A 23,151-nucleotide genomic window follows, 5' to 3' on the forward strand; every position below is an offset into this window, starting at 1 on the left:
CCGCCCACCGCCTCGCTGTCTCGCGGTATCGCGGAGAAAGAACCCAGCTCGCCCTCCTCCCCCCCCGCACCCCACCCGCTCTGGGGGGGGGGGGGGGGGGGGGGGGGGCGCCCCCCCCCCCCGCCGCGTGAGGCTGGCCCGAACGGCAAGGGCCGGAACGGCGAAAGCCCGAACGGCAGGGGCCCGAACGGCGAGAACCCGTGGAGCGGGCTGCCCCGTCACGCCTTCGACAGCGTGATGTCCTTCTTCAGTGCCGCGTGGAAGTGGGGCAGCGGCAGGCCGCCCAGGCCGTCCACGGGGCGGAGTTCCACGAGGGTGGCCTCGACGTCGGCCTTGCCGTGCTTGAGGGTGGCCGGGGAGTGCTTGCTCTTGTTCTCCCAGCGGTGCTTCTTGCCGTCGCACACGGCGAGGGTGCCGCCGATGGCGTACCGGGTGGTGGATGCCTTCTGGCCGACGGAGACGCTCACGAAGACGGGGCCCGCGCTGTCGACGCAGCTGTAGGTGCCGCCGACGGTGACGGTGCCGTCCGCGGTCATGCGGACCGTCTTGTCGACCGTCACGGTCTCCTTGGTCTCGGCGGTGACGTCGGAGTCCGCGAGGGCCGAGGGCGCGGCGACCAGCAGGAGCAGGGCGGTGCCGACGGCGGTGGCGAGGACAGGGCGCAGGGGCATGGGATGACCTCCCGGTGGGCGGAGTGGGGCGCTCCACTGGTACCCGGCCGGTGTGCTCATGGCCGTGATCGTCACCCCTTCGGTGGCGAGTCCGCCCCGACCTTCGTGGATCGGTCAGAGAGTTGTCCGCGTGTTGTCACGGTTCACGGCGGGGCGTTCCGATGAGTGCGGGACGGGAGGATGGTCTACCCATATGGACGACCCACACGGCTCGTCCGCCCTATGTGGAGGTGCGCCATGTGTTCCCACCAGCCTTCGTGCCCTTCCCTCGTCAGCCAGGCCGCCGCACATGTGGTCGCCGCACACCCCGAGCAGGGCTGGAGCCTGCTCTGCGACGGTGCGATCGTCTTCGACGACAGCGGTGAGCTGCTGCCCGACGGTCGCGTCGTCGCACCGCACCGGGTGCCGGCCGGGCGGCTCGCCATGGCGGCGTGAGCACGGCCCTCGGCCACCGCCGCACGACCGGGCCCTACGGCAGTACGGCGAACCCGTCGAGCTCCACCATCGCCCGTTCGTCCCAGAGGCGGACGACCTCGACGACCGCCATCGCCGGATAGTCACGGCCCGCCGACTGCCGCCAGATGCGGCCGAGTTCGGCGACCTGGGAGCGGTACCCGGCGATGTCCGTGGCGTAGACGGTGACCCGCGCGAGATCGGCCGGTGTGCCACCGGCCGCCGCCAGCGCGGCCAGCAGATTCGTGAGCGCCTGCTCGAACTGTTCCGGCAGCGTCTCCCCGACCACCTTGCCGTCGGCGTCGAGAGCGGTCTGCCCGGCCAGGAACACGACCCGTGAGCCGGTGGCGACGACCACGTGGGAGAAACCGGTGGGCGGGGACAGATCGGGCGGGTTGACGCGCTCGGTACTCACCGGCCGGCCTCCATGTTCGCGTACAACTCCTTGGCGATGATGCCGCGCTGGACCTCGCTGGCCCCTTCGTAGACGCGCGGGGCGCGCACCTCACGGTAGAGGTGTTCGAGCAGGTGGCCGCGGCGTAGCGCACGGGCGCCGTGCAACTGGACCGCCATGTCGACGACATACTGCGCGCTCTCCGTCGCGAGCAGCTTCGCCATCGCGGCGCGCCCCGGCACGTCCGGGGCCTCCTCGTCGTACGCCGTCGCCGCCGCGTACACCATGAGGCGGGCCGCCTCCGTGCGCAGGGCCATCTCGGCGACCTGGTGGGCGACCGTCTGGAGGTCCTTCAACTTGCCGCCGAACGCGTCCCGTCGGGCCGTGTGGGCGAGGGTCGCGTCCAGCGCCGCCTGTGCCATGCCGACGGCGAAGGCGCCGACGCTGGGCCGGAAGAGGTTGAGGGTGCCCATCGCGACCCGGAAGCCGCGGTCCGGCTCGCCCAGCACGTCGTCGGCGGTGACCGGGACGGCGTCGAAGCCGAGGGCGCCGATCGGGTGCGGGGACAGCATGTCGAGGCCCGTGCCGGTGAGGCCGGGGCGGTCCGCGGGCACCAGGAACGCGGTGACCCCGCGGGCGCCGGCGCCGGGGGTGGTGCGGGCGAAGACGGTGTAGAAGTCGGCCTCGGGGGCGTTGGAGATCCAGCACTTCTCGCCGGTGAGGCGCCAGCGGGCGGGGCCGTCGGGGTGGGCGGCAAGTGAGCCGCCCGGCGTCCGTACCGACTGCCCGGGCGGCACGTCCTCCCGCCCCTCCCCCTCTTCCCGCTCCGCGCGCAGCTCGAGCGCCGCCGCGTCCGACCCGGCCCCCGGCTCGCTCAGCGCGAAGGCCGCCACCGCGCCGCCCTCGGTCACCTGCGGCAGCCAGCGGTCCCGCTGGGCCGGGGTGCCGTACGCATGGACGGGATACGCGCCCAGGCCCTGGAGGGCGAGGGCGGTCTCCGCCTCCGTGCAGGCATACGCGAGGGACTCCCGCATCAGGCACAGGTCGACCGCTCCGGAGGTGAACAGCCGCTTCAGCAGCCCCAGTCGCCCGAGTTCGGCGACCAGGGGGCGGTTGACGTGCCCGGGTTCGCCCTTCTCCGCGAGCGGCCGCAGCCGTTCGGCGGCCACGGTGCGCAGTTCGGCACACCAAGCGGTTTGCGGTGGATCGAGTGAGAATGCGGGCATTGCCGACCTCCCTGCGGGGCCGTCCGCGACGAGCCCTCTCGACGGACCTCCTCGACGATATCGCGCACCATTGACTGTCGTCACCAACACGATACGCTCCGTGTGGTGAGCGGGTCCTGGGGAGTGCACCCGCACTCCCCCCGGGCCCCGCTTGGCCCACGACGACGCCTAGAAGCCCGAAGCCCACAAGGCAGCCCACACGGCAAGGGGGCGAACCGCCATGGCCGGTCTGCACCGCTCCGCCCACGTCGACACCTTCGCCCGCGAGCATCTGCCACCGCCCGACCAGTGGCCCGAACTCCGCTTCGACCTGCCGGGGCTGCGCTACCCCGATCGGCTCAACGCGGCCGCCGAGTTGCTCGACGGCCCGCCCGACGAGCGGCCCGTGTTCCACACCCCGTCCGGCGACACATGGACGTACGGCACACTGCGCACTCGCGTCGACCGGCTCGCCCATGTGCTCACCGACCACCTCGGGGTCGTCCCCGGCAACCGGGTGCTGCTGCGCGGCCCGACCACGCCCTGGCTGGCCGCCTGCTGGCTGGCGGTGCTGAAGGCGGGCGCGGTCGCCGTCACCGTGCTGGCCCAGCAGCGGCCGCACGAGCTGCGGACCGTCTGCGAGATCGCCCGGGTGCGGCACGCGCTGTGCGACATCAGGGCCGTCGACGACCTCGCCAAGGCCGAGATACCCGGGCTGCGGATCACCACGTACGGCGGCGACGCCCCCGACGACGCGCTGCGCCGCCCGGCGCCCGACGCGCCGTACCCCGCCGCCGACACCGCGGCCGACGACGTCGCGCTCATCGCCTTCACCTCCGGTACCACCGGACGGCCCAAGGGCTGTATGCACTTCCACCGGGATGTGCTCGCCATAGCGGACACCTTCTCCGACCATGTGCTGCGCCCACATGTGGGCGATGTCTTCACCGGCAGTCCCCCGCTCGGCTTCACGTTCGGCCTCGGCGGCCTCGTCATCTTCCCGATGCGGGCCGGCGCCAGCGCCCTGCTCCTCGAACAGGCCGGTCCCAGACAGCTGCTGCCCGCGATCACCGAGCACCGGGTCTCCGTGCTGTTCACCGCGCCGACCGCGTACCGCGCCATGCTCGACGAACTCGACTCGCACGACATCTCCTCGCTGCGCCGCTGCGTCTCCGCGGGCGAGAACCTGCCGGCCGCCACCTGGCGGGCCTGGCACGAGCGGACCGGGCTGCGCATCATCAACGGCATCGGCGCCACCGAGTTGCTGCACATCTTCATCTCCGCGGCCGACGAGCACATCAGGCCCGGCACGACGGGGAGGCCGGTCCCGGGCTGGCACGCGCGCGTGGTCGACCACGAGGGCCGGGAACAGCCCGACGGGGAGCCCGGACTGCTCGCCGTGCGCGGACCGGTCGGCTGCCGCTACCTCGCCGACCCCCGGCAGCGCGAGTACGTGCGCGACGGCTGGAACATCACCGGCGACACCTACGTCCGGGAGAGTGACGGCTACTTCCGCTATGTCGCCCGCGCGGACGACATGATCATCTCGGCCGGCTACAACATCGCCGGCCCGGAGGTCGAGGAAGCCCTGCTGCGCCACCCGGACGTGCTGGAGACGGCGGTGGTGGGACGCCCCGACGAGGCACGCGGACAGGTCGTGGTGGCGTACGCCGTGCTCAGGGAGGGGGCGCGGCGGGACGTGGAGGCGCTGCGCGCGTTCGTCAAGGCCGAGCTGGCGCCGTACAAGTGCCCGCGCGAGATCGTCTTCCTGGACGCGCTGCCGCGCACCGCGACCGGCAAGCTCCAGCATTTCCGGCTGCGCGACGGCGGGGACGCGGGGGGTGACCGGCAGTGATCCGTACGACCTAAGATGATCAACGTGTCCGACCAGCATGCACCACGGTCTCTCATCGTCACGCTCTACGGCGCCTACGGCCGCTACCTGCCCGGCCCGGTACCGGTCGCCGAGCTGATCAGACTGCTGGCCGCGGTCGGCGTGGACGCTCCGTCCGTCCGTTCGTCGGTGTCGCGGCTGAAGCGGCGCGGGCTGCTGCTGCCGGCCCGTACGGCACAGGGCGCGGCGGGATACGAACTGTCGCCGGACGCCCGCCAGTTGCTCGACGACGGCGACCGGCGCATCTACGCCCTCGCGCCGCCCGAGGACCAGGGCTGGGTGCTCGCGGTGTTCTCGGTGCCGGAGTCGGAGCGGCAGAAGCGGCACGTCCTGCGCTCCCGGCTGGCCGGCCTGGGCTTCGGGACGGCGGCTCCGGGCGTGTGGATCGCCCCGGCGCGGCTCTACGAAGAGGCCCGGCACACCCTTCAGCGGCTGCGCCTGGAGGTGTACGTCGACTTCTTCCGCGGCGAGCACCTCGGCTTCACGCCGACCGTGGAGGCAGTCGCCCGCTGGTGGGACCTGGCCGCGATCGCCAAGGAGCACGAGGCGTTCCTGGACCGCCACGCGCGCGTGCTGCACGACTGGGAGCAGCGGTTGGACACGGCGCCCGAGGAGGCGTACCGCGACTACCTCCTCGCCCTGGACTCCTGGCGCCACCTCCCCTACACCGACCCGGGCCTGCCCGCCCGGCTGCTCCCGGCGGACTGGCCGGGGGTGCGCTCGGCCGCCGTCTTCCGGGGCCTGCACGAGCGCCTGCGGGACGCGGGAGCCTCTTACGTCGGCCTGTGACCTCGGGCACACCACACGCCACTCACGCAACCCTCAGGTTCCTCTGCGCCTCTTCTCAAGTTTCTTACCTAGCGTCCATCGGGTCGTCCACAGGTAAGAGATGAGGACTGTTGCGCATGACCACCACGCCCCGAAAGGGAGGCCCGAGGGCTCGCGGAGCCACCGTCTGGCTCACCGGACTGCCGAGCGCGGGGAAGACGACCGTCGCCCGCCTGCTCGGTGACCGGCTGAAGGCCGAGGGACATCGCGTGGAGGTCCTCGACGGCGACGAGATACGCCGTTTCCTCTCCGCCGGGCTCGGCTTCTCGCGGGAGGACCGCAGCACCAACGTGCAGCGCATCGGGCTGGTCTCCGAGGTGCTCGCCCGCAACGGGGTCCTGTCCGTCGTCCCCGTGATCGCCCCCTACGCCGACAGCCGCGAGGCCGTGCGCAAACGCCACGAGGCCAGCGCCACTCCCTACGTCGAGGTGCATGTGGCCACCCCGGTGGCGGTGTGCAGCGAGCGGGACGTGAAGGGGCTGTACGCCCGGCAGGCGGCAGGGCAACTCTCCGGACTGACGGGGGTCGACGACCCGTACGAGCCGCCGGTGAACCCGTCGCTCGTGCTTCCCACACAGCTGCAGACGCCCCACGAGTCGGCCGACGCCGTGTACGCCTTCCTCGCGGAGCGGGGGCTGGTGTGACGGTGTCCGGTCTGTCGCATCTGGACGCGCTGGAGTCCGAGGCGGTGCACATCTTCCGTGAGGTGGCGGGTGAGTTCGAGCGGCCGGTGGTCCTCTTCTCCGGCGGGAAGGACTCGATCGTCATGCTGCACCTGGCGTTGAAGGCGTTCGCTCCGGCGCCGGTGCCCTTCGCGTTGCTGCACGTGGACACCGGGCACAACTTCCCGGAGGTCCTCGACTACCGGGACCGTGTGGTGGCCGCACATGGGCTGCGGCTCCATGTGGCCTCCGTACAGGACTACATCGACCGGGGTGTGCTGCGCGAACGTCCTGACGGGACACGGAATCCACTCCAGACGGTGCCGCTGACCGAGAGGATCCGGAGCGAGAGGTTCGACGCGGTCTTCGGCGGCGGTCGGCGCGACGAGGAGAAGGCGCGGGCGAAGGAACGGGTGTTCAGCCTCCGGGACGAGTTCTCCCAGTGGGACCCGCGCCGTCAGCGGCCCGAGCTGTGGAACCTGTACAACGGGCGGCATGCGCCCGGTGAACACGTCCGGGTCTTCCCCCTGTCCAACTGGACCGAGCTGGACGTCTGGCAGTACATGGCGCGCGAGCACATAGAGCTGCCGGACATCTACTTCGCCCATCGACGCGAGGTGTTCCGGCGCGACGGCATGTGGCTGACGGCGGGTGACTGGGGCGGGCCCCGCGAGCACGAGACCGTCGAGAAGCGACAGGTCCGCTATCGCACGGTCGGCGACATGTCCTGCACCGGCGCGGTGGACTCCGACGCCGACACCATCGAGAAGGTGATCGCCGAGATCGCCGCCTCCCGGCTCACCGAGCGTGGCGCGACCCGCGCCGACGACAAGCTTTCCGAGGCCGCGATGGAAGACCGCAAGCGCGAGGGGTACTTCTGATCATGACCGTTGACACGCTCCGGTTCGCCACGGCGGGCTCCGTCGACGACGGCAAGTCCACCCTGGTCGGCCGGCTGCTGCACGACTCCAAGTCGGTCCTCGTCGACCAGTTGGAGGCCGTCGAGCACGCCTCCCGCAACCGTGGCCAGGACGCCCCCGACCTCGCCCTGCTCACGGACGGGCTGCGCGCCGAGCGCGAGCAGGGCATCACCATCGACGTGGCGTACCGCTACTTCGCCACGCCCCGGCGCCGGTTCATCCTCGCCGACACCCCCGGCCATGTGCAGTACACCCGCAACATGGTCACCGGCGCCTCCACCGCCGACCTGGCGATCGTCCTGGTCGACGCCCGCAACGGGGTGGTCGAGCAGACCCGCAGACACGCCGCCGTGGCCGCCCTGCTCCGGGTGCCGCACGTGGTCCTCGCCGTCAACAAGATGGACCTGGTCGGGTACGCGGAGCAGGCGTTCGACCGTATCGTCGAGGACTTCGCGGGCCACGCCGCCGACTTGGGCCTGCCCGGCTTCACACCGATCCCGGTGTCGGCGCTCGTCGGGGACAACGTCGTGCGGCGCTCGGAGCACATGGGCTGGTACGGCGGCCCGGCACTCCTGGAGTTCCTGGAGAACGTCCCCGTCGCCACCACCCCCGCCGACGCCCCCGCCCGCTTCCCCGTCCAGTACGTGATCCGGCACGGCGAGGTCCGCCACTACGCCGGGCAGTTGGCGTCCGGAGCGCTACGGGTCGGCGACCGGGTGACCGTGCACCCGTCCGGCGCGACATCCGAGATCACCGGCATCGACGTACTCGGCAGGAGCGTCGACATGGCCCACGCGCCGCAGTCGATCAGTGTGCGCCTCGCCGCCCAGCGGGATGTCTCGCGCGGGGACATGATCACCGCGGGTGCCGACCTGCCGGCGCTCACGCAGGAGGTACGGGCGGCGGTCTGCCATCTGGCGGACCGGCCGCTGAGGGTGGGAGACCGGGTGCTGATCCGGCACACGACGCGGACCGTGAACGCGATCGTCGGGGACCTGGCGGGCGCGTCCGAGCGGGCCGCGAACGACCTCGGCCGGATCATCCTGCGCACCGGCGAGCCGCTGGCGCTCGACGACTACGCGGTGGCCCGGCGCACGGGCGCGTTCCTCCTGATCGACCCGGCGGACGGTACGACCCTCACCGCGGGGATGGCCGAGCTGTAGGCAGCGCCTCCCTCGCCGGCGGACCGGGCGCCCTCAGGTCCCGAGCGTCAGGCGGGGCTTGGGGGCGTCCGTGCGTCCGGTCTGCGGGCGGCGGCTGCCCGCCCGGTACGGGGCCGGCCAGACGACGCCCGGACCGTCGTAGCCCTGCTCGGCCGCGGCGTGCAGCGTCCAGTGCGGGTCGTAGAGGTGGGGGCGGGCCAGGGCGCACAGGTCCGTACGGCCCGCCAGGATCAGGGAGTTGACGTCGTCCCAGGAGGAGATGGCGCCGACCGCGATCACCGGGAGGCCGGTGACATGGCGGATCCGGTCGGCGTACGGGGTCTGGTAGGACCGCCCGAACTCCGGCTGTTCGTCGGCGACGACCTGCCCGCTCGACACGTCGACGGCGTCGGCGCCGTGCGCGGCGAAGGCACGGGCGATCGCGACGGCGTCCTCGGCCGTCGTACCGCCTTCGGCCCAGTCGGTGGCGGAGATGCGGACGGTCATGGGCCGTTCCTCGGGCCATACGGCCCTGATGGCGTCGAAGACCTCGAGCGGGAACCGGAGCCGTTTCTCCAGCGACCCGCCGTAGGCGTCCGTGCGGCGGTTGGTCAGTGGGGAGAGGAAGCCGGAGAGCAGATAGCCGTGCGCGCAGTGGAGTTCGAGGAGATCGAACCCGGCGCGGGCGGCGCGCCAGGCCGCTGACGTGAACTGCTCGCGGATGTCGGTGAGTTGGGAGCGGGTCAGCTCGCGCGGGGTCTGGCTGTACGGCTTGTACGGGATCGGGGACGGGGCCACGAGAGGCCAGTTGCCGTCCTCCAGCGGCTCGTCGATGCCCTCCCACATCAGCCTGGTCGAGCCCTTGCGCCCGCTGTGGCCGAGCTGCACGCCGATCGCGGCGCCGGGTGCCTGCGCGTGCACGAACCGGACGATCCGCCGCCAGGCCTCCCCCTGTCTGCCGGTGTAGAGACCGGCGCAGCCGGGGGTGATCCGTCCCTCCGGGCTGACGCACACCATCTCGGTCATGACCAGGCCGGCGCCGCCGAGGGCGCGGGCGCCGAGATGGACGAGGTGGAAGTCGCCGGGGACGCCGTCCGTGGCCGAGTACATGTCCATCGGGGACACGACGACCCGGTTGCGCAGGGTCAGGCCGCGCAGCCGGAACGGGGTGAACATCGGGGGCGTACCGGGCGGACAGCCGAAGTCGCGCTCCACGGCCTCGGTGAAGTGGGCGTCGCGCAGGCGCAGGTTGTCGTGGGTGACACGGCGGCTGCGGGTGAGGAGGTTGAAGGCGAACTGGCGCGGCGGCTGGTCGAGGTAGAGGCCGAGGTTCTCGAACCACTCCAGGCTGGCGCGGGCGGCGCGCTGCGTGGAGGCGACGACCGGTCTGCGTTCCTCCTCGTAGGCCGCCAACGCCCGCTCCAGGGAGGGCTGTTCCTCCAGACAGGCGGCGAGCGCCAGGGCGTCCTCGACGGCCAGCTTGGTGCCGGAGCCGATGGAGAAGTGCGCGGTGTGGGCGGCGTCGCCGAGCAGGACGACGTTGCCGTGCGACCAGCGCTCGTTGACCACGGTCCGGAAGGTGGTCCACACCGACTTGTTGGACTTCAGCGGCCGTCCGCGGAGCGCTTCCGCGAAGATCTTGGCGCAGCGCTCGACGGACTCCTGCTCGTCGAGGTCCGCGAACCCGGCCGCCTGCCAGACCTCTTCCCGCATCTCGACGATCACCGTGGAGGCGTCGGCCGCGTAGGGGTAGCCGTGCAGCTGCATCACGCCGTGCTCGGTCTCGGCGATCTCGAAGCGGAAGGATGTGAGGGCGAAGTCCGCGGCGAGCCAGATGTAGCGGCAGTGGTGTTCGGCCACATGGGGGCGGAACACATGGGCCAAGGCCCCACGGGTGGTGCTGTGCACACCGTCTGCGGCGATGACCAGGTCGTACGTCTCCCTGAGCGTATCCGGCGGGGGCGCCTCGGTACGGAAGCGGAGTTCCACGCCGAGTTCGCGGCAGCGGTCGTGGAGGATCTGAAGGAGGCGTTTCCTGCCGAGGGCCGCGAAGCCGTGCCCTCCGGAGGTCTGGCGGGTGCCGCGGTGGACGATGTCGATGTCGTCCCAGCGGATGAACTCCTCGCGGAGAGCCCGGTAGACGACCGGGTCGGCGTGTTCGATGCCGCCCAGGGTCTCGTCGGAGAGGACCACTCCGAAGCCGAAGGTGTCGTCGGGGGCGTTGCGTTCCCAGACGGTGATCTCGCGGGACGGGTCGAGGCGTTTGAGCAACGCGGCGGCGTAGAGGCCGCCGGGGCCGCCGCCGATGACCGCGACTCGTAGGGGGTGGCTGGTCTCCATCGACGGCTGCGGGCCCGTGGTGGCTGGTCGCTCCCGCGCGGCACCCGCCGCGGATTCAGTGAAGCCCCGCGCCCCTGAGGGCGTTCCCGTCCCCTCGGCCGAGACCATCCCTACCTCCCCTGCCACTTCGGCGGGCGCTTCTCCGTGAACGCCGCGTGGAACTCCGCGTAGTCCTCGCCGTTCATGAGCAGGGCCTGCGTCGACGCGTCCATCTCCACCGCTGCCGCGAGCGGCATGTCCAGCTCGGCCGTCAGCAGCGCCTTCGTCTGGGCGTACGCCAGGGCCGGGCCCTCGGCGAGGCGGCGGGCCAGGGTCTGGGCGGCCTCGTCGACCTGCCCCTCCTCCGTCAGCTCGCTGATCAGGCCGATCCGTTCCGCCTCGGGTGCGCGTACCGGTTCGCCCAGCATGAGCAGGCGGGTCGCGTGGCCGAGGCCGACGACCCTGGGCAGCAGGTAGGCCGCGCCCATGTCACCGCCGGACAGGCCGACCCGGGTGAAGAGGAAGGCGAAGCGGGCGGTGGGGTCGGCGATGCGGAAGTCGGCGGCGAGCGCCAGTACCGCCCCGGCCCCGGCGGCCACCCCGTGCACCGCCGCGATCACCGGGAACGGGCACTCCCGGACGGCCCGCACGACCTGCCCGGTCATCCGGTTGAAGTCGAGGAGCTGGGCGGTGTCCATGGCCAGGGTCGCGCCGATGATCTCGTCGACGTCGCCGCCCGAGCAGAAGCCGCGGCCCTCGCCGGCCAGCACCAGGGCCCGTACCGCACGCTCCCGGGACAGCTCGGCGAGCAGATCGCGCAGGTCGGCGTAGGCGCCGAAGGTGAGCGCGTTGAGCTTCTCGGGGCGGGCGAGAGTGACGGTGGCGACTCCGTCGGCGAGCTCGACCCGCAGGTGTTTCCAGTCGGGGGTGCGGGCGGCGGAGCCGGTGAAGGGACTCATGACGTGCGGCCTCCTCGGGCGGACGGCGGGCACTGCATCACTGAGCTCTACCCCTCGAAGCTATCACCCAACTTTGACTGTCGTCACGGTCACGCGATAAGCCATTCGAGTGTGACCTGACCCCGTCACATCCGTCACGGCTCGTCGACACCCGCGTAACGGTGGGATCAGCCGCGCGAGGCCGCACGTTCATCCGGGTAAGCCGCCCTTCAGTCGGGGCCGAAGGTCTCGAACGGTGCCCTTCGGGAGCCTCTGCGGGGTGGCGCCGTACCATTCATAAGGTTGAAAGCAGGACAGCCTGCTCATGAACGGACCCGCCTTGCAAGATCGCCCCTCCGCCTCCGCCTCCTGGCGTATCGCACTGCCGCACACGGCCGCAGCCGTGCCCGTGGCGCGCGCACTGGTCCGTACGGCGCTGGCCGAGCTGGAGCACGCCGCCGACAGCGACACCGCGGAGCTGCTCACGGCGGAGCTGGTCGCGAACGCCGTGGAGCACACCGCGGGGAGCGGCCCGATAGAGCTCGTGGTGGAGCTGCTGCCGTCCGGCTGCCAGGTCGAGGTGCACGACCCGGACCCGGCACCGCCGGGTGATCTGACCAAGCCACGCACCACGGATCCCGACCCTTGGCAGGAGCACGGCCGCGGCCTGCTCCTCATCCGGGCCCTCAGTTCATCCTGCGGCCATCGCCCCACCGAGTCCGGCAAGGCGGTGTGGTTCCGGCTGCCGGTCATCCCGGCGCAGCGAAAGTCGGCCTAGGGGCGCGGGGCTGCCGCTACGGCGCTCCCCCCTCGAAGCGGCTCACCCCAGCGTCGCCACCAGCACCGCCTTGATCGTGTGCATCCGGTTCTCCGCCTCGTCGAAGACCACCGAGTACTCCGACTCGAAGACCTCGTCGGTCACCTCCAGCGAGTCCAGGCCATGGCTCTCGAAGATCTCGCGCCCGACCTTCGTACCGAGGTCGTGGAAAGCCGGCAGACAGTGCAGGAACCTGACGTCCGGATTGCCGGTGGCGCGCAGGACGTCCATGGTCACCGCATAGGAGCCGAGCGCGGCGATCCGCTCGGCCCAGACCTCCTTGGGCTCCCCCATGGAGACCCAGACGTCCGTGGCGACGAAGTCGGCGCCGCGGACACCCTCGGCGACGTCCTCAGTGAGCGTGATGACGGCGCCGCTGCCCTCGGCCAGCTTGCGGGCGCGGGCCACGACCCCGTCACCGGGCCAGTACTCCTTGGGCGCGACGATCCGCACGTCCATGCCGAGCAGCGCACCGGTGACCAGATACGAGTTGCCCATGTTGAAGCGGGCATCGCCCAGGTACGCGAAGGCGATCTCCTTGAGCGGCCTCGCGCTGTGCTCCGTCATCGTCAGCACGTCGGCGAGCATCTGCGTGGGGTGCCAGTCGTCGGTCAGGCCGTTGTAGACGGGCACGCCCGCGTACGCGGCCAGCTCCTCGACCTTCGCCTGGCTGTCACCGCGGTACTCGATCCCGTCGTACATCCGGCCCAGCACCCGCGCGGTGTCCTTCACGGACTCCTTGTGACCGATCTGCGAGCCGGACGGGTCGAGGTACGTCGTCGAGGCGCCCTGGTCCGCGGCCGCGACCTCGAACGCGCAGCGCGTACGCGTCGAGGTCTTCTCGAAGATCAGCGCGATGTTCCTGCCCCGCAGGTACTGCGTCTCGGTCCCGGCCTTCTTGGCGGCCTTCAGCTCGGCGGCCAGCTCGATCAGCCCGAGGAACTCCTGCTCGGTGAAGTCGAGCTCCTTGAGGAAGTGGCGGCCGGCGAGGGCGCTCGGGACAGTCGCCATGAGGCGCTCCAGGGTATGACGAGTACAGGGACCTTGGAAGTCTATACGACCATCGGCATTTCTATACGGACTGGCCTCCGCCGTCGCCGGGACCCGGGCCCCTCATACGGCCTCACGCTCGACCGGACAGCTCATACAGCGCGGCCCTCCCCTCCCGCGCCCCAGCTCGCTCCCCGGGATCTCGATCACCTCGATGCCCTGCTTGCGCAGATGGGTGTTGGTGGTGGAGTTGCGCTCATAGGCGACGACGACACCCGGCTCGACGGCCAGCACGTTGCAGCCGTCGTCCCACTGCTCACGCTCGGCCGCGTGGACGTCCTGGGTCGCGGTCAGGACGCGGATCTCGCTGAGACCCAGGGCGGCGGCGATCGCGCGGTGCATGTGCTCCGGCGGATGGTCGGTGACCTTCAGCTCCTTGTCGCCGGCGCCCGGTTCGATCGTGTACGAGCGGAGCATGCCGAGCCCGGCGTACTGCGTGAAGACGTCACCGTCGACCATCGTCATCACGGTGTCGAGATGCATGAGGGCGCGCCGCTTGGGCATGTCGAGGGCCACGATCGTCTGCGCGGACCCGGCGGCGAACAGCTTGTGGGCGAGCATCTCGACGGCCTGGGGCGTGGTCCGCTCGCTCATCCCGATGAGGACCGCCCCGTTGCCGATCACCAGGACGTCTCCGCCCTCGATGGTGGAGGGGTAGTCGGCCTGCCCCTCGGACCAGACGCGGAACGTTTCGTCACGGAACAGCGGGTGGTGCCGGTAGATCGCCTCGAAGTGCACGGTCTCGCGCTGCCGGGCGGGCCAGCGCATGGCGTTGACGCAGACGCCGTCGTAGATCCAGGCGGAGGTGTCGCGGGTGAAGAGGTGGTTGGGCAGGGGCGCGAGGAGGAAGTCGTCGAGTTCCATGACGTGGAAGCGCACGGAGGTCGGCTCGGGGTGCGCCTCCAGGAACTCCCGTTTGGTCATGCCGCCGACGAGGGCCTCGGCCAGTTCGGCCGAGGGCAGGCTCTCGAACGCCGCACGGAGGTGGTCCGTGGCCAGCACCCCGTACTCCTTCTCGTCGAAGACCCGGTCCAGGACGAGCCTGCGGGCCGCCGGGATCTCCAGGGCCTCGGTGAGCAGGTCGCCGAAGAGGTGGACGGTGACCCCGCGGTCGCGCAGGACGTCGGCGAAGCCGTCGTGCTCGGCGCGCGCCCTGCGCACCCACAGCACGTCGTCGAAGAGCAGGGCGTCCTTGTTGCTGGGGGTGAGCCTCTTGAGCTCTAGATCGGGCCGGTGAAGGATGACGCGGCGCAGCCGCCCGGCCTCGGAGTCGACATGGAATCCCATGCCTCCATCCTGACCATCGGGGGCCGTCTTCACCCCCTGCTTGACCTCCTTGCCCTCCTCTCATTCTCGTCCCCTTGACGACAATCCGGCTCCCTCGTTATCGTCTCCATGACGAGAAATCGCGGAGGGGATCCCCTGGCCGACATCACCCGGCGCCTCGGCTGGCGCCATCTGCGCGGCGCGCCCACGGCGCACATCCGCCACCACCGCGGCGGAAAACTGCTGCACGACGGCCCCGGGCTCAGCTTCTGGTACCGGGCGCTGACCGCCGCGCTCTCCGAAGTACCGGTCGACGACCGCGAGTTGGCGATGACCTTCCATGCCCGTACGTCCGACTTCCAGGACGTGGCCGTCCAGGCGACGGTCACCTACCGGATCAGCGACCCGGCCCTGGCCGCGACCCGTCTGGACTTCTCCGTCGACCCCGACACGGGCGCCTGGCGGGGCACGCCGCTGGAGCAGCTGGGGACGCTCCTGACGGAGACGGCCCAGCAGCACGCGCTGGACGTCCTGTCCCGTACTCCGCTGTCGGTGGCGCTGGTCGACGGCGTCACGGCGGTGCGGGAGCGGATCGCGACGGGCCTGGCCGGCGAGCCCCGCCTCCCGGCGACCGGCATCGAGGTGGTCGCCGTACGCGTCGTGGCCCTGCGTCCGGAGCCGGAGGTCGAGCGGGCGCTGCGCACCCCGGCCCGCGAGCAGATCCAGCAGGAGGCGGACCGGGCGACGTACGAGCGGCGGGCGGTGGCCGTCGAGCGGGAGCGCGCGATCGCCGAGAACGAACTGGCCAGCCAGATCGAACTCGCCCGTCGCGAGGAGCAGTTGGTGGAGCAGCGCGGTACGAACACCCGCCGCGAGGCCGAGGAGGGCGCTGCCGCCGACGCGGTGCGGGCCGAGGCGGAGGCGGCACGGACGGTGCGGCTCGCGGAGGCGGAGGCCACGCGGTCCGTACGGCTGGCCCGGGCGGAGGCCGAGGGGGCGCGCGAGGTCGGTGAAGCGCGGGCGCAGGCACAGGCGGCGTGGCTGCGGGTGCACGCGGAGGTGGACGTGGCGACCCTGCACGCGCTCACCGGGACCCGGCTGGCGGAGAACCTGCCGCGGATCGACAGCGTGACGGTGTCGCCGGACGTCCTGACGGGCCTGCTCGCCCGGCTCGGTACGCGGGAGCAGGTGTGAGCCTCGCACCGCGGGTCGTCCTGGTCCATCGCACCACGGAGTACGAGGAGCTGGTGGCCCGGCACGGCACGCACGGCCAGGCCGCCTTCTTCCTCTCCTCCCGGGGCCGCGACATCGCGGAGGTCGCCGAGCGCCACCGCCGTACGCGCCAGGCACTGACGGAGGTGGCCGCCGCCATCCCGCTGACCTGGCGTCAGAGCCGGGTGGAGCGGGCCGACCTGGACCGCTTCCTGTTCGCGCCGGAGGACGTGGTGGTCGTGGTCGGCCAGGACGGGCTGGTGGCGAACGTGGCCAAGTACCTCGCCGGACAGCCGGTGCTGGGCATCGACACCGACCCCGGCCGCAACCCCGGTGTCCTGGTGCGTCACCGCCCCGCGGACGCCGCCCCGTTGCTCGCCGCCACCCAGTCGGGAGGGGTCCGCTGCGACGAACTCATCATGGTGGAGGCCGTCGCCGACGACACCCAGCGGCTCGTGGCGCTGAATGAGATCTACCTGGGCGCCGTCGGACACCAGACGGCCCGCTACCGCCTGGGTCTGGAGGACGACGGGGGTGTCGTCGAGGCCCAGGCCTCGTCCGGGGTGCTGATCGGCACCGGGACGGGGGCGACCGGCTGGATCCGGTCGGTGTGGCAGGAGCGGGGAGGGCGGCTACGGCTGCCCTGAGGAACGCCTGCTGTGGTTCGTACGGGAAGCCTGGCCGTCCCCCGCCACCGGTACCTCACTGGTGGCCGGGGAACTCGCCGCCGCGACCCGTCTCCACCTCACCGTCGAGTCCGAGCGGCTGGTCGCCTTCGGGGACGGGATGGAGACGGACGCGGTCGAGCTGACCTGGGGTCAGACCCTGCGCGTCGGCGTGTGCCGGGAGCGGCTGCGGCTCATCGGCTGACCGTCACAGGCGCGGGTCCACCGGCTCCGACTCCAGTGCCAGCACCCCGAACACCGCCTCGTGCACCCGCCACAGCGGCTCACCCTCGGCCAGCCGGTCCAGGGCCTCCAGACCGAGCGCGTACTCGCGGATGGCGAGGGACCGCTTGTGGTTGAGGAACCGCTTGCGCAGCCGGGCCAGGTTGTCCGGCCGGGTGTACTCCGGACCGTAGATGATCCGCAGGTACTCGCGTCCCCGGCACTTGATACCGGGCTGGACGAGCCGCCCCTCCGCGCTGCGTACGACCGCCCCGAGCGGCTTGACGACCATGCCCTCGCCGCCCCGGCCGGTCATCTCCAGCCACCAGTCGACGCCGGCCTGGACCGACTCCGGGTCACCGGTGTCGACGTACAGGCGCCGGGTCGTCTGGAGCAGACCCGTGCCGTCGTGCTCCACCAGCCGGTCGAGGAGCGCGAGCTGCTCGTCGTGCGGGAGGGCGGCGAGGCTGCGGCCCTGGACGGCGAGGACCTGGAACGGTGCCAGGCGTACGCCGGCCAGGCCGTCCGTGGTCCAGCAGTACCGGCGGTACGCCTCGGTGAACGAGACCGCGTCGGCGGCCCGTTCGCGCTGCCGCGTCAGCAGGTCCGACACATCGACGCCGCGCGCGGCAGCGCCCTCCAGCGCGGCCAGCGCACCGGGGAACACCGCCCCGGAGGCGGCGCCGACCGCCGCGTACTGCGAACGCAGCAGGCCCTGCGCCTTCAGCGACCACGGCATCAGCTCGGCGTCGAGCAGCAGCCAGTCCGTCTCCAGGTCAGCCCACAGACCGGCCTCACCGACCGCCTCCCGGACCCGGTCCAGGATCGCCTCCGTCACCGACTGGTCGTCGAAGAAGGGGCGACCGGTACGCGTGTACAGCGAGCCGCTCGGCCCGTCCACCCCGAACCTCTTGCGCGCGACCTCCGCGTCCCGGCACACCAGCGCCACGGCCCGCGAGCCCATGTGCTTCTCCTCGCACACGACCCGCTCGACGCCGTCCGCCGCGTACTGGGCGAAGGCCTCCGCCGGGTGCTCCAAGTAGCCCTCGATGTGACTCGTGGCCGTTGGCGCCATGGTCGGCGGAAGATACGGCAGCAGGCGCGGGTCGACGGCGAAGCGGCTCATGACCTCCAGGGCCGCGGCCGCGTTCTCCTCACGGACCGACACCCGGCCGGAGTGCCGTGTCTCGACGACCCTGCGGCCCTGCACGTCGCCCAGGTCGAGCGGTCGTCCGTCGTGCCCGCCCGGAGCCTCCGTCCGCAGCGGCTTGGCCGGCTCGTACCAGACCTGCTCGGCCGGTACGTCGACCAGTTCCCGCTCCGGCCAGCGCAGCGCGGTCAGCTTGCCGCCGAAGACGGCGCCGGTGTCCAGGCAGATGGTGTTGTTCAGCCAGGTGGCGTCCGGCACCGGAGTGTGGCCGTACACCACAGCCGCCCGCCCCCGGTAGTCCTCGGCCCACGGGTAGCGCACCGGCAGACCGAACTCGTCGGTCTCCCCGGTGGTGTCGCCGTACAGCGCGTGCGAACGCACCCGCCCGGACGTACGCCCGTGGTACTTCTCCGGCAGCCCGGCGTGGCAGACCACCAGCCGGCCGCCGTCGAGGACGTAGTGGCTGACGAGCCCGTCGATGAACTCCCGTACCTCGGCCCGGAACTCCTCGCTCTCGCCCTCCATCTGCTCGATGGTCTCGGCGAGTCCGTGGGTGTGCTGGACGTTGCGGCCCTTGAGGTGGCGGCCGTACTTGTTCTCGTGGTTGCCCGGCACGCACAGCGCGTCGCCCGACTTCACCATCGCCATGACGCGGCGCAGCACACCCGGGCTGTCCGGGCCGCGGTCGACGAGGTCGCCGACGAAGACGGCGGTACGACCCTCGGCGTGCACCCCGTCGACGTAGCCCAGCTTGCCGAGCAGCGACTCCAGTTCGGAGGCGCAGCCGTGGATGTCGCCGATGATGTCGAAGGGGCCGGTGAGGTGGGTGAGGTCGTTGAAGCGCTTCTCGGTGACGACGGTGGCGTTCTCCACGTCTTCCACGCCCCGCAGGACATGCACCTTGCGGAAGCCCTCGCGCTCCAGCTGCCTGAGCGACCGACGCAGTTCGCGGGTGTGCCGCTGGATGACCCGGCGCGGCATGTCGGCCCGGTCGGTGCGGCTCGCGTTGCGCTCGGCGCACACCTGCTCCGGCACGTCGAGCACGATGGCGATGGGCAACACGTCGAACTGCTTCGCGAGCTGGATCAGCTGCTTGCGGGCGTCCTGCTGCACGTTGGTGGCGTCGACGACCGTACGGCGGCCGGCGGCCAGGCGCTTGCCCGCGATGTAGTGCAGGACGTCGAAGGCGTCCCGGCTCGCGCTCTGGTCGTTCTCGTCGTCGGAGACCAGGCCGCGGCAGAAGTCGGAGGAGATGACCTCGGTGGGCTTGAAGTGCCGGCGGGCGAAGGTGGACTTGCCGGAGCCGGAGGCGCCGACGAGCACGACGAGGGAGAGGTCGGTGACGGGCAGGACCCGTCCCCGGGGTGCCTGGGTGGTCTCGCTCATGCGGCCTTCGCCTCCTTCTCCTCGTTCACACTGCTCTTCATGCTGAAGACGGCCATCTGGGTGGGCGGCCCCACCTCAGGGTCGTCGGGCCCCACGGGCACGAACTCCACGCCGTACCCGTGCCGTTCGGCCACCGCGGCCGCCCACGCCCGGAACTCCTCGCGGGTCCACTCGAAACGGTGGTCGCCGTGCCGGACGTGTCCCGCCGGGAGGGACTCCCAGCGGACGTTGTACTCGACGTTCGGGGTCGTCACCAGGACCGTCCGCGGACGGGCGGCACCGAACACCGCGTACTCCAGGGCGGGCAGCCGCGGCAGGTCGAGGTGCTCGATGACCTCACTGAGCACGGCGGCGTCGTAGCCCCCCAGCCGCTTGTCGGTGTAGGCGAGGGAGCTCTGGAAGAGCTTCACGCGCGCGGCCTGCCGCTCCCCCATCCGGTCCAGCTTCAGCCGCCGCCCGGCGATGGTGAGCGCCCGCATCGACACGTCCACGCCCACGATCTCGGTGAACGCCGGGTCCTTGAGCAGCGCCTGCACCAACTGCCCCTGCCCGCACCCGAGATCGAGCACGCGCGCGGCACCGGACGCCTTCAGCGCGGCGATGATCGCGTCCCGCCGCAGCACGGCGAGCGGAGTCGGCTTCTCCTCCGTCTCCCCCTCCGCCTCGACGGCGTTGTCGATGTCCTCGACCTCGCTGTCGTCGGCCTCCGCGAGCCGCACCAGCTCCAGCCGCTCCATCGCCTCCCGGGTCAGCGACCAGCGGCGCGACAGGTACCGGCTGGTGATCACCTTCTGCTCCGGGTGGTCCGGCAGCCAGCCCTCACCGGCCCTCAGCAGCTTGTCGACCTCGTCGGCGGCGACCCAGTAGTGCTTGGCGTCGTCGAGAACCGGCAGCAGGACGTACAGATGCCGCAGGGCCTCGGCGAGCGTCAGCGCCTCCGACTCCAGGACTAGCCGTACATACCGCGAGTCGCCCCACTCGGGGAACCGCACGTCCAGCGGCACGGGCTCGGCGGTCACCGCCCACCCGAGCGGCTCGAACAGCCCTCGTACGAGTCCGGGGCCGCCCCGGGCCGGAAGCGCGGGCACCTCGATCCGCAGGGGCCGCGCCTGTGCCGGAAGATCCGGCCGGGCGCCGCACACGCCGCGCATCGCGCTGGAGAACACGCCGCTGAGCGCGACCGCGAGCAGCGACGAGGCGGCGTAGGGCCGGTCGTTGACGTACTGCGCGAGCGCCGCGTCGGGCGCGCCGCCCCGGCCCTTTCCCTTGCCCCGCCGCACCAGCGCCACCGCGTCGACCTCCAGCAGCAACGCGGCCGTGCAGCGCTCGTCGTCCGCCTCCGGGTAGAGGACATGGGCCTTGCCGTAGGAGGTGGAGAACGCCTGCGATTTCTCGGGATGCTTGTGCAGCAGGAAGCCGAGATCGGTGGCCGGACGCTCCGGAGTGCCGGTGGTGGTGATGGTCAGGAACACGGTGGGTGGCCTTGGAGTAGTGGGCTGAACTGCGAATACGTCCACCGTACAGAGCGGGCAACGGCAACACCCGAGAATTTTCGCTAGCCTCCGACCGTCCGGGCGTTCGAACGACGTGCGACTGAGCGCCCATGTACGGGCATGCGTACGCGCATGCCCAGAAGCGGAGGTCTCACGTGACAGACGCCGGATTACGCGCGCGCCACCTCGACACCGGCAAGCCCCACTCGGCCCGCATGTACGACTACTTCCTCGGCGGGAAGGACAACTACCCGGTCGACGCGGAGGCGGCCGAGCAGGTGGCCACCCTCTTCCCCGCGGTACGGGAGATGGCGCGCACCAACCGCTGGTTCATGCACCGCGCCTCCCGACTGCTGGCCGAGCGCGGTGTACGCCAGTTCCTCGACATAGGAACCGGAATCCCGACCGCGCCGAACCTCCACCAGATCGCGCAGGGGATCGTCCCCGACGCCCGCGTCGTGTACGCGGACAACGACCCGATCGTCCTGCGGCACGCCGAGGCCCTGCTGCACAGCACACGCGAGGGAAGGACCGCCTACGTCCACGGCGACGTACGGGAACCGGGAAAGATCCTCGCGGCGGCGCGCCAAACCCTCGACTTCACCCAGCCGATCGCCCTGTCCCTCGTGGCGCTCCTGCACCTGGTACCGGACGAGGACGAACCCGCCCGGATCGTCAGCGAGTTGATCGAGCCCCTCGCGCCCGGCAGCTACGTGACGCTGTCGCACGCGACGGGGGACTTCGACCCGGAGACCTGGGAGCGGGTCGTCGAGGTGTACCGCAGAGGCGGCACCGCGGCCCAGGTGCGATCGCGCGACGCCTTCACCGCCTTCTTCACGGGCCTCGACCTGCTGGACCCCGGCGTCTCGCTTGCCGCGGCCTGGTACCCCGAGCTCGGCGGACAGCTCGGCGGCGAGGACATACCGCTGTACGTGGGCGTCGCCGCCAAGCCGTGACGCCACGCCCGGCGGATCGCGCCGCACGGCCCGGTCCGCCGGTCGACAGCGCCACCGCCCGTGCCGGCCCTACGACAGCTGCGACTGCACCTGGGAGGAGATCAGCTCCAGGTGGTCCAGGTCATCCAGGTCGAGGACCTGGAGATAGATCCGCTGCGACCCGATCTCCTGGTACCGGCCGATCTTCTCGACGACCTCGTCCGGAGAGCCGGCCAGGCCGTTGAGCTTCAGCTCGTCGACCTGACGCCCGATGGCGGCGGCGCGACGGGCGACCTCCTGCTCGTCCTTGCCCACGCACACGACGAGGGCGTTGGAGTAGACGAGGTCGTCACCCTTGCGCCCGGCCTCCTCGGCGGCAGCCCGCACCCGCCCGAACTGTCGCTCGCTGTCCTCGATCGAGGCGAACGGCATGTTGAACTCGTCGGCGTACTTGCCGGCCAGCCGCGGGGTACGGGTGGCGCCATGGCCGCCGATGAGCACCGGAATCCTGTCCTGGGCGGGCTTGGGCAGAGCGGGCGACTCGCTGAGCGTGTAGTGCTCGCCCTTGAAGTCGAAGGTCTCACCGGCCTGCGTCGCCCACAGCCCCGTGACGATGGCGAGCTGCTCCTCCAGCCGGCCGAACTTCTCCTTCGGGAACGGGATGCCGTACGCCTTGTGCTCCTCCTCGAACCAGCCCGCGCCCAGGCCGAGTTCGACCCGGCCGCCGGACATCTGGTCCACCTGGGCGACCTGGATGGCCAGCACGCCGGGCAGCCGGAACGTGCCGGCGGTCATCAGGGTGCCGAGACGAATCCGCTTGGTCTCCCGTGCGAGACCGGCAAGCGTGATCCAGGCGTCGGTGGGCCCGGGAAGTCCGTCCCCGGCCCCCATCCTCAAGTAGTGGTCCGACCGGAAGAAGGCATCGAACCCAAGATCCTCCGTGGCCTTCGCCACGGTGAGAAGGGTGTCGTAGGTGGCCCCCTGCTGGGGCTCGGTGAAGATGCGAAGATCCATGTCTCCATCCTGCACGCCTCGACGGCCGTCAACCGCACGGGTCCCCCTGCCTCCTCCGTCCCCGGTCGGGTGAATTCCGTCAATGCCCGTGCCGCCCCCTGCCCGGGCCAGTGACCGCCCCCGACGGTGATCGTTGGCTCGAACGGAGCCGGACCGCCCGGCGCCCGCCCCCGTCCTTCCGACCGCCGGGGTGTCACCGTGTCGGCCCGCTGCCACTGGGGGGCCGGAGGTCCGAGGAGGCCGTCATGTCCGAGGAATTCGCACCACAGCCCGCCACCGGCGCCGGGCAGCCCAAAGGACTGCTCCAGCAGATGGAGGAGCTGATGGCAGCCCTGAACGCGGACCTTTCGGCCCTGGACGCGGACCTCCAGTCGACCGGGCCCCAACGACAGGACGAGGCCGGCTGACCCGGCGAGCGCTCTCGCCCCCGCCGCCCCTACCCGTCCCATCCCCAGGGGCTCCGCCCCTTCGACCCCGCCAGGGGGCTCCGCCCCCTGCACCCCCGTCGGCCTGAA

Annotated in this window: 20 protein-coding genes and 1 pseudogene; 11 read left to right on the forward strand and 10 right to left on the reverse strand. The window is 71.6% G+C overall.

Features of this window, described 5'->3' with window-relative positions; translation table 11 throughout:
* Positions 1-218: 218 nt before the first annotated feature.
* The gene (locus ACFU95_RS41960) at positions 219-671 is read right to left on the reverse strand and encodes a DUF6299 family protein (RefSeq protein WP_383840058.1); all 453 of its coding nucleotides are present in this window, start codon (positions 669-671) and stop codon (positions 219-221) included.
* A gap of 237 nt (positions 672-908) precedes the next feature.
* Here ACFU95_RS41960 and ACFU95_RS41965 point away from each other — a divergent pair, with 237 nt between their 5' ends.
* Positions 909-1,106 carry a DUF5999 family protein gene (locus ACFU95_RS41965; protein WP_383840061.1) on the forward strand — a complete coding sequence of 66 codons (198 nt, stop codon included), beginning with the start codon at positions 909-911 and terminating at the stop codon, positions 1,104-1,106.
* A gap of 34 nt (positions 1,107-1,140) precedes the next feature.
* On the opposite strand, the gene ACFU95_RS41970 is transcribed toward ACFU95_RS41965, so the two are convergent.
* Together ACFU95_RS41970 and ACFU95_RS41975 are read right to left on the reverse strand one after the other, a co-directional pair.
* A complete protein-coding gene (locus ACFU95_RS41970; protein WP_383840064.1) occupies positions 1,141-1,539 on the reverse strand; it encodes a RidA family protein in 399 nt (132 codons plus the stop codon).
* Positions 1,536-2,744: an acyl-CoA dehydrogenase family protein gene (locus ACFU95_RS41975; RefSeq protein WP_383840067.1), complete on the reverse strand. Its 1,209-nt coding sequence runs from the start codon at positions 2,742-2,744 to the stop codon at positions 1,536-1,538. Before ACFU95_RS41975 ends, ACFU95_RS41970 begins: the two co-directional genes overlap by 4 nt.
* A gap of 220 nt (positions 2,745-2,964) precedes the next feature.
* On the opposite strand from ACFU95_RS41975, the gene ACFU95_RS41980 reads away from it, so the two are divergent.
* From ACFU95_RS41980 to ACFU95_RS42000, 5 genes are all read left to right on the forward strand, one after another.
* Entirely contained in the window at positions 2,965-4,578 is a 1,614-nt protein-coding gene (locus ACFU95_RS41980; protein WP_383840070.1) for an AMP-binding protein, read from the forward strand.
* A gap of 15 nt (positions 4,579-4,593) precedes the next feature.
* The gene (locus tag ACFU95_RS41985) at positions 4,594-5,406 is read left to right on the forward strand and encodes a PaaX family transcriptional regulator C-terminal domain-containing protein (protein ID WP_383840073.1); all 813 of its coding nucleotides are present in this window, start codon (positions 4,594-4,596) and stop codon (positions 5,404-5,406) included.
* A 116-nt stretch (positions 5,407-5,522) separates the two neighbouring features.
* On the forward strand, positions 5,523-6,089 hold the full coding sequence (gene cysC, locus ACFU95_RS41990; RefSeq protein ID WP_383840076.1) for an adenylyl-sulfate kinase: 567 nt from the start codon (positions 5,523-5,525) through the stop codon (positions 6,087-6,089).
* Positions 6,086-6,988 carry a sulfate adenylyltransferase subunit CysD gene (gene cysD, locus ACFU95_RS41995; protein WP_383840079.1) on the forward strand — a complete coding sequence of 301 codons (903 nt, stop codon included), beginning with the start codon at positions 6,086-6,088 and terminating at the stop codon, positions 6,986-6,988. The genes cysC and cysD overlap by 4 nt, the downstream gene beginning before the upstream one ends.
* 2 nt (positions 6,989-6,990) lie before the next feature.
* Positions 6,991-8,190 carry a sulfate adenylyltransferase subunit 1 gene (locus ACFU95_RS42000; RefSeq protein WP_383840082.1) on the forward strand — a complete coding sequence of 400 codons (1,200 nt, stop codon included), beginning with the start codon at positions 6,991-6,993 and terminating at the stop codon, positions 8,188-8,190.
* A gap of 33 nt (positions 8,191-8,223) precedes the next feature.
* Here ACFU95_RS42000 and ACFU95_RS42005 read toward each other — a convergent pair whose 3' ends face one another.
* Positions 8,224-10,617 (reverse strand): bifunctional salicylyl-CoA 5-hydroxylase/oxidoreductase, encoded by a 2,394-nt coding sequence (locus ACFU95_RS42005; RefSeq protein WP_383840085.1) that lies wholly within the window; start codon positions 10,615-10,617, stop codon positions 8,224-8,226.
* Between the two features lie 2 nt (positions 10,618-10,619).
* On the reverse strand, positions 10,620-11,447 hold the full coding sequence (locus tag ACFU95_RS42010) for an enoyl-CoA hydratase family protein (protein WP_383840088.1): 828 nt from the start codon (positions 11,445-11,447) through the stop codon (positions 10,620-10,622).
* A gap of 304 nt (positions 11,448-11,751) precedes the next feature.
* On the opposite strand from ACFU95_RS42010, the gene ACFU95_RS42015 reads away from it, so the two are divergent.
* Positions 11,752-12,204, forward strand: coding sequence for an ATP-binding protein (locus ACFU95_RS42015; RefSeq protein ID WP_383840091.1), 453 nt, complete (start codon positions 11,752-11,754; stop codon positions 12,202-12,204).
* A gap of 42 nt (positions 12,205-12,246) precedes the next feature.
* Here the strand turns inward: ACFU95_RS42015 and argF are convergent, their stop codons facing one another.
* Positions 12,247-13,254 carry an ornithine carbamoyltransferase gene (argF, locus tag ACFU95_RS42020; RefSeq protein ID WP_383840094.1) on the reverse strand — a complete coding sequence of 336 codons (1,008 nt, stop codon included), beginning with the start codon at positions 13,252-13,254 and terminating at the stop codon, positions 12,247-12,249.
* 102 nt (positions 13,255-13,356) lie between these two features.
* Positions 13,357-14,580, reverse strand: a complete 1,224-nt coding sequence (locus ACFU95_RS42025; RefSeq protein ID WP_383840097.1) for an arginine deiminase — start codon at positions 14,578-14,580, stop codon at positions 13,357-13,359.
* A 135-nt stretch (positions 14,581-14,715) separates the two neighbouring features.
* Here ACFU95_RS42025 and ACFU95_RS42030 point away from each other — a divergent pair, with 135 nt between their 5' ends.
* Positions 14,716-15,753 carry an SPFH domain-containing protein gene (locus ACFU95_RS42030; RefSeq protein ID WP_383840119.1) on the forward strand — a complete coding sequence of 346 codons (1,038 nt, stop codon included), beginning with the start codon at positions 14,716-14,718 and terminating at the stop codon, positions 15,751-15,753.
* A pseudogene (locus tag ACFU95_RS42035) lies at positions 15,750-16,641 on the forward strand (hypothetical protein). The gene ACFU95_RS42030 and the pseudogene ACFU95_RS42035 overlap by 4 nt, the downstream one beginning before the upstream one ends.
* Before the next feature lie 3 nt (positions 16,642-16,644).
* Here ACFU95_RS42035 and ACFU95_RS42040 read toward each other — a convergent pair.
* Both ACFU95_RS42040 and ACFU95_RS42045 read right to left on the reverse strand, forming a co-directional pair.
* Entirely contained in the window at positions 16,645-19,194 is a 2,550-nt protein-coding gene (locus ACFU95_RS42040; protein ID WP_383840100.1) for a polynucleotide kinase-phosphatase, read from the reverse strand.
* Positions 19,191-20,666: a 3' terminal RNA ribose 2'-O-methyltransferase Hen1 gene (locus ACFU95_RS42045; protein ID WP_383840103.1), complete on the reverse strand. Its 1,476-nt coding sequence runs from the start codon at positions 20,664-20,666 to the stop codon at positions 19,191-19,193. The genes ACFU95_RS42040 and ACFU95_RS42045 overlap by 4 nt, the downstream gene beginning before the upstream one ends.
* 176 nt (positions 20,667-20,842) lie before the next feature.
* Between ACFU95_RS42045 and ACFU95_RS42050 the strand changes: the two genes are divergently transcribed.
* Complete coding sequence (locus ACFU95_RS42050; RefSeq protein ID WP_383840106.1) at positions 20,843-21,643, forward strand: SAM-dependent methyltransferase; 801 nt, start codon at positions 20,843-20,845, stop codon at positions 21,641-21,643.
* A gap of 69 nt (positions 21,644-21,712) precedes the next feature.
* Here ACFU95_RS42050 and ACFU95_RS42055 read toward each other — a convergent pair whose 3' ends face one another.
* Entirely contained in the window at positions 21,713-22,636 is a 924-nt protein-coding gene (locus ACFU95_RS42055) for an LLM class F420-dependent oxidoreductase (RefSeq protein ID WP_383840108.1), read from the reverse strand.
* Between the two features lie 245 nt (positions 22,637-22,881).
* Here ACFU95_RS42055 and ACFU95_RS42060 point away from each other — a divergent pair, with 245 nt between their 5' ends.
* A complete protein-coding gene (locus ACFU95_RS42060; protein ID WP_383840111.1) occupies positions 22,882-23,043 on the forward strand; it encodes a hypothetical protein in 162 nt (53 codons plus the stop codon).
* The last annotated feature ends 108 nt before the right edge of the window (positions 23,044-23,151 follow it).

It is taken from the genome of Streptomyces sp. NPDC057623, from assembly GCF_042800355.1.
In the GTDB taxonomy this organism is placed as follows: Bacteria; Actinomycetota; Actinomycetes; order Streptomycetales; family Streptomycetaceae; genus Streptomyces.

Bases quoted from the DNA above. Each gene is read 5' to 3' on its own strand.
- argF (WP_383840094.1), bottom strand. From the start codon at position 13,254: ATGGCGACTGTCCCGAGCGCCCTCGCCGGCCGCCACTTCCTCAAGGAG.
- ACFU95_RS42055 (WP_383840108.1), bottom strand. From the start codon at position 22,636: ATGGATCTTCGCATCTTCACCGAGCCCCAGCAGGGGGCCACCTACGAC.
- ACFU95_RS41985 (WP_383840073.1), top strand. From the start codon at position 4,594: ATGATCAACGTGTCCGACCAGCATGCACCACGGTCTCTCATCGTCACG.
- ACFU95_RS42060 (WP_383840111.1), top strand. From the start codon at position 22,882: ATGTCCGAGGAATTCGCACCACAGCCCGCCACCGGCGCCGGGCAGCCC.
- ACFU95_RS42040 (WP_383840100.1), bottom strand. From the start codon at position 19,194: ATGAGCGAGACCACCCAGGCACCCCGGGGACGGGTCCTGCCCGTCACC.
- ACFU95_RS42010 (WP_383840088.1), bottom strand. From the start codon at position 11,447: ATGAGTCCCTTCACCGGCTCCGCCGCCCGCACCCCCGACTGGAAACAC.
- ACFU95_RS42000 (WP_383840082.1), top strand. From the start codon at position 6,991: ATGACCGTTGACACGCTCCGGTTCGCCACGGCGGGCTCCGTCGACGAC.
- ACFU95_RS42005 (WP_383840085.1), bottom strand. From the start codon at position 10,617: ATGGTCTCGGCCGAGGGGACGGGAACGCCCTCAGGGGCGCGGGGCTTC.
- cysC (WP_383840076.1), top strand. From the start codon at position 5,523: ATGACCACCACGCCCCGAAAGGGAGGCCCGAGGGCTCGCGGAGCCACC.
- ACFU95_RS42025 (WP_383840097.1), bottom strand. From the start codon at position 14,580: ATGGGATTCCATGTCGACTCCGAGGCCGGGCGGCTGCGCCGCGTCATC.
- ACFU95_RS41980 (WP_383840070.1), top strand. From the start codon at position 2,965: ATGGCCGGTCTGCACCGCTCCGCCCACGTCGACACCTTCGCCCGCGAG.
- ACFU95_RS41975 (WP_383840067.1), bottom strand. From the start codon at position 2,744: ATGCCCGCATTCTCACTCGATCCACCGCAAACCGCTTGGTGTGCCGAA.
- ACFU95_RS41960 (WP_383840058.1), bottom strand. From the start codon at position 671: ATGCCCCTGCGCCCTGTCCTCGCCACCGCCGTCGGCACCGCCCTGCTC.
- ACFU95_RS42015 (WP_383840091.1), top strand. From the start codon at position 11,752: ATGAACGGACCCGCCTTGCAAGATCGCCCCTCCGCCTCCGCCTCCTGG.
- ACFU95_RS41965 (WP_383840061.1), top strand. From the start codon at position 909: ATGTGTTCCCACCAGCCTTCGTGCCCTTCCCTCGTCAGCCAGGCCGCC.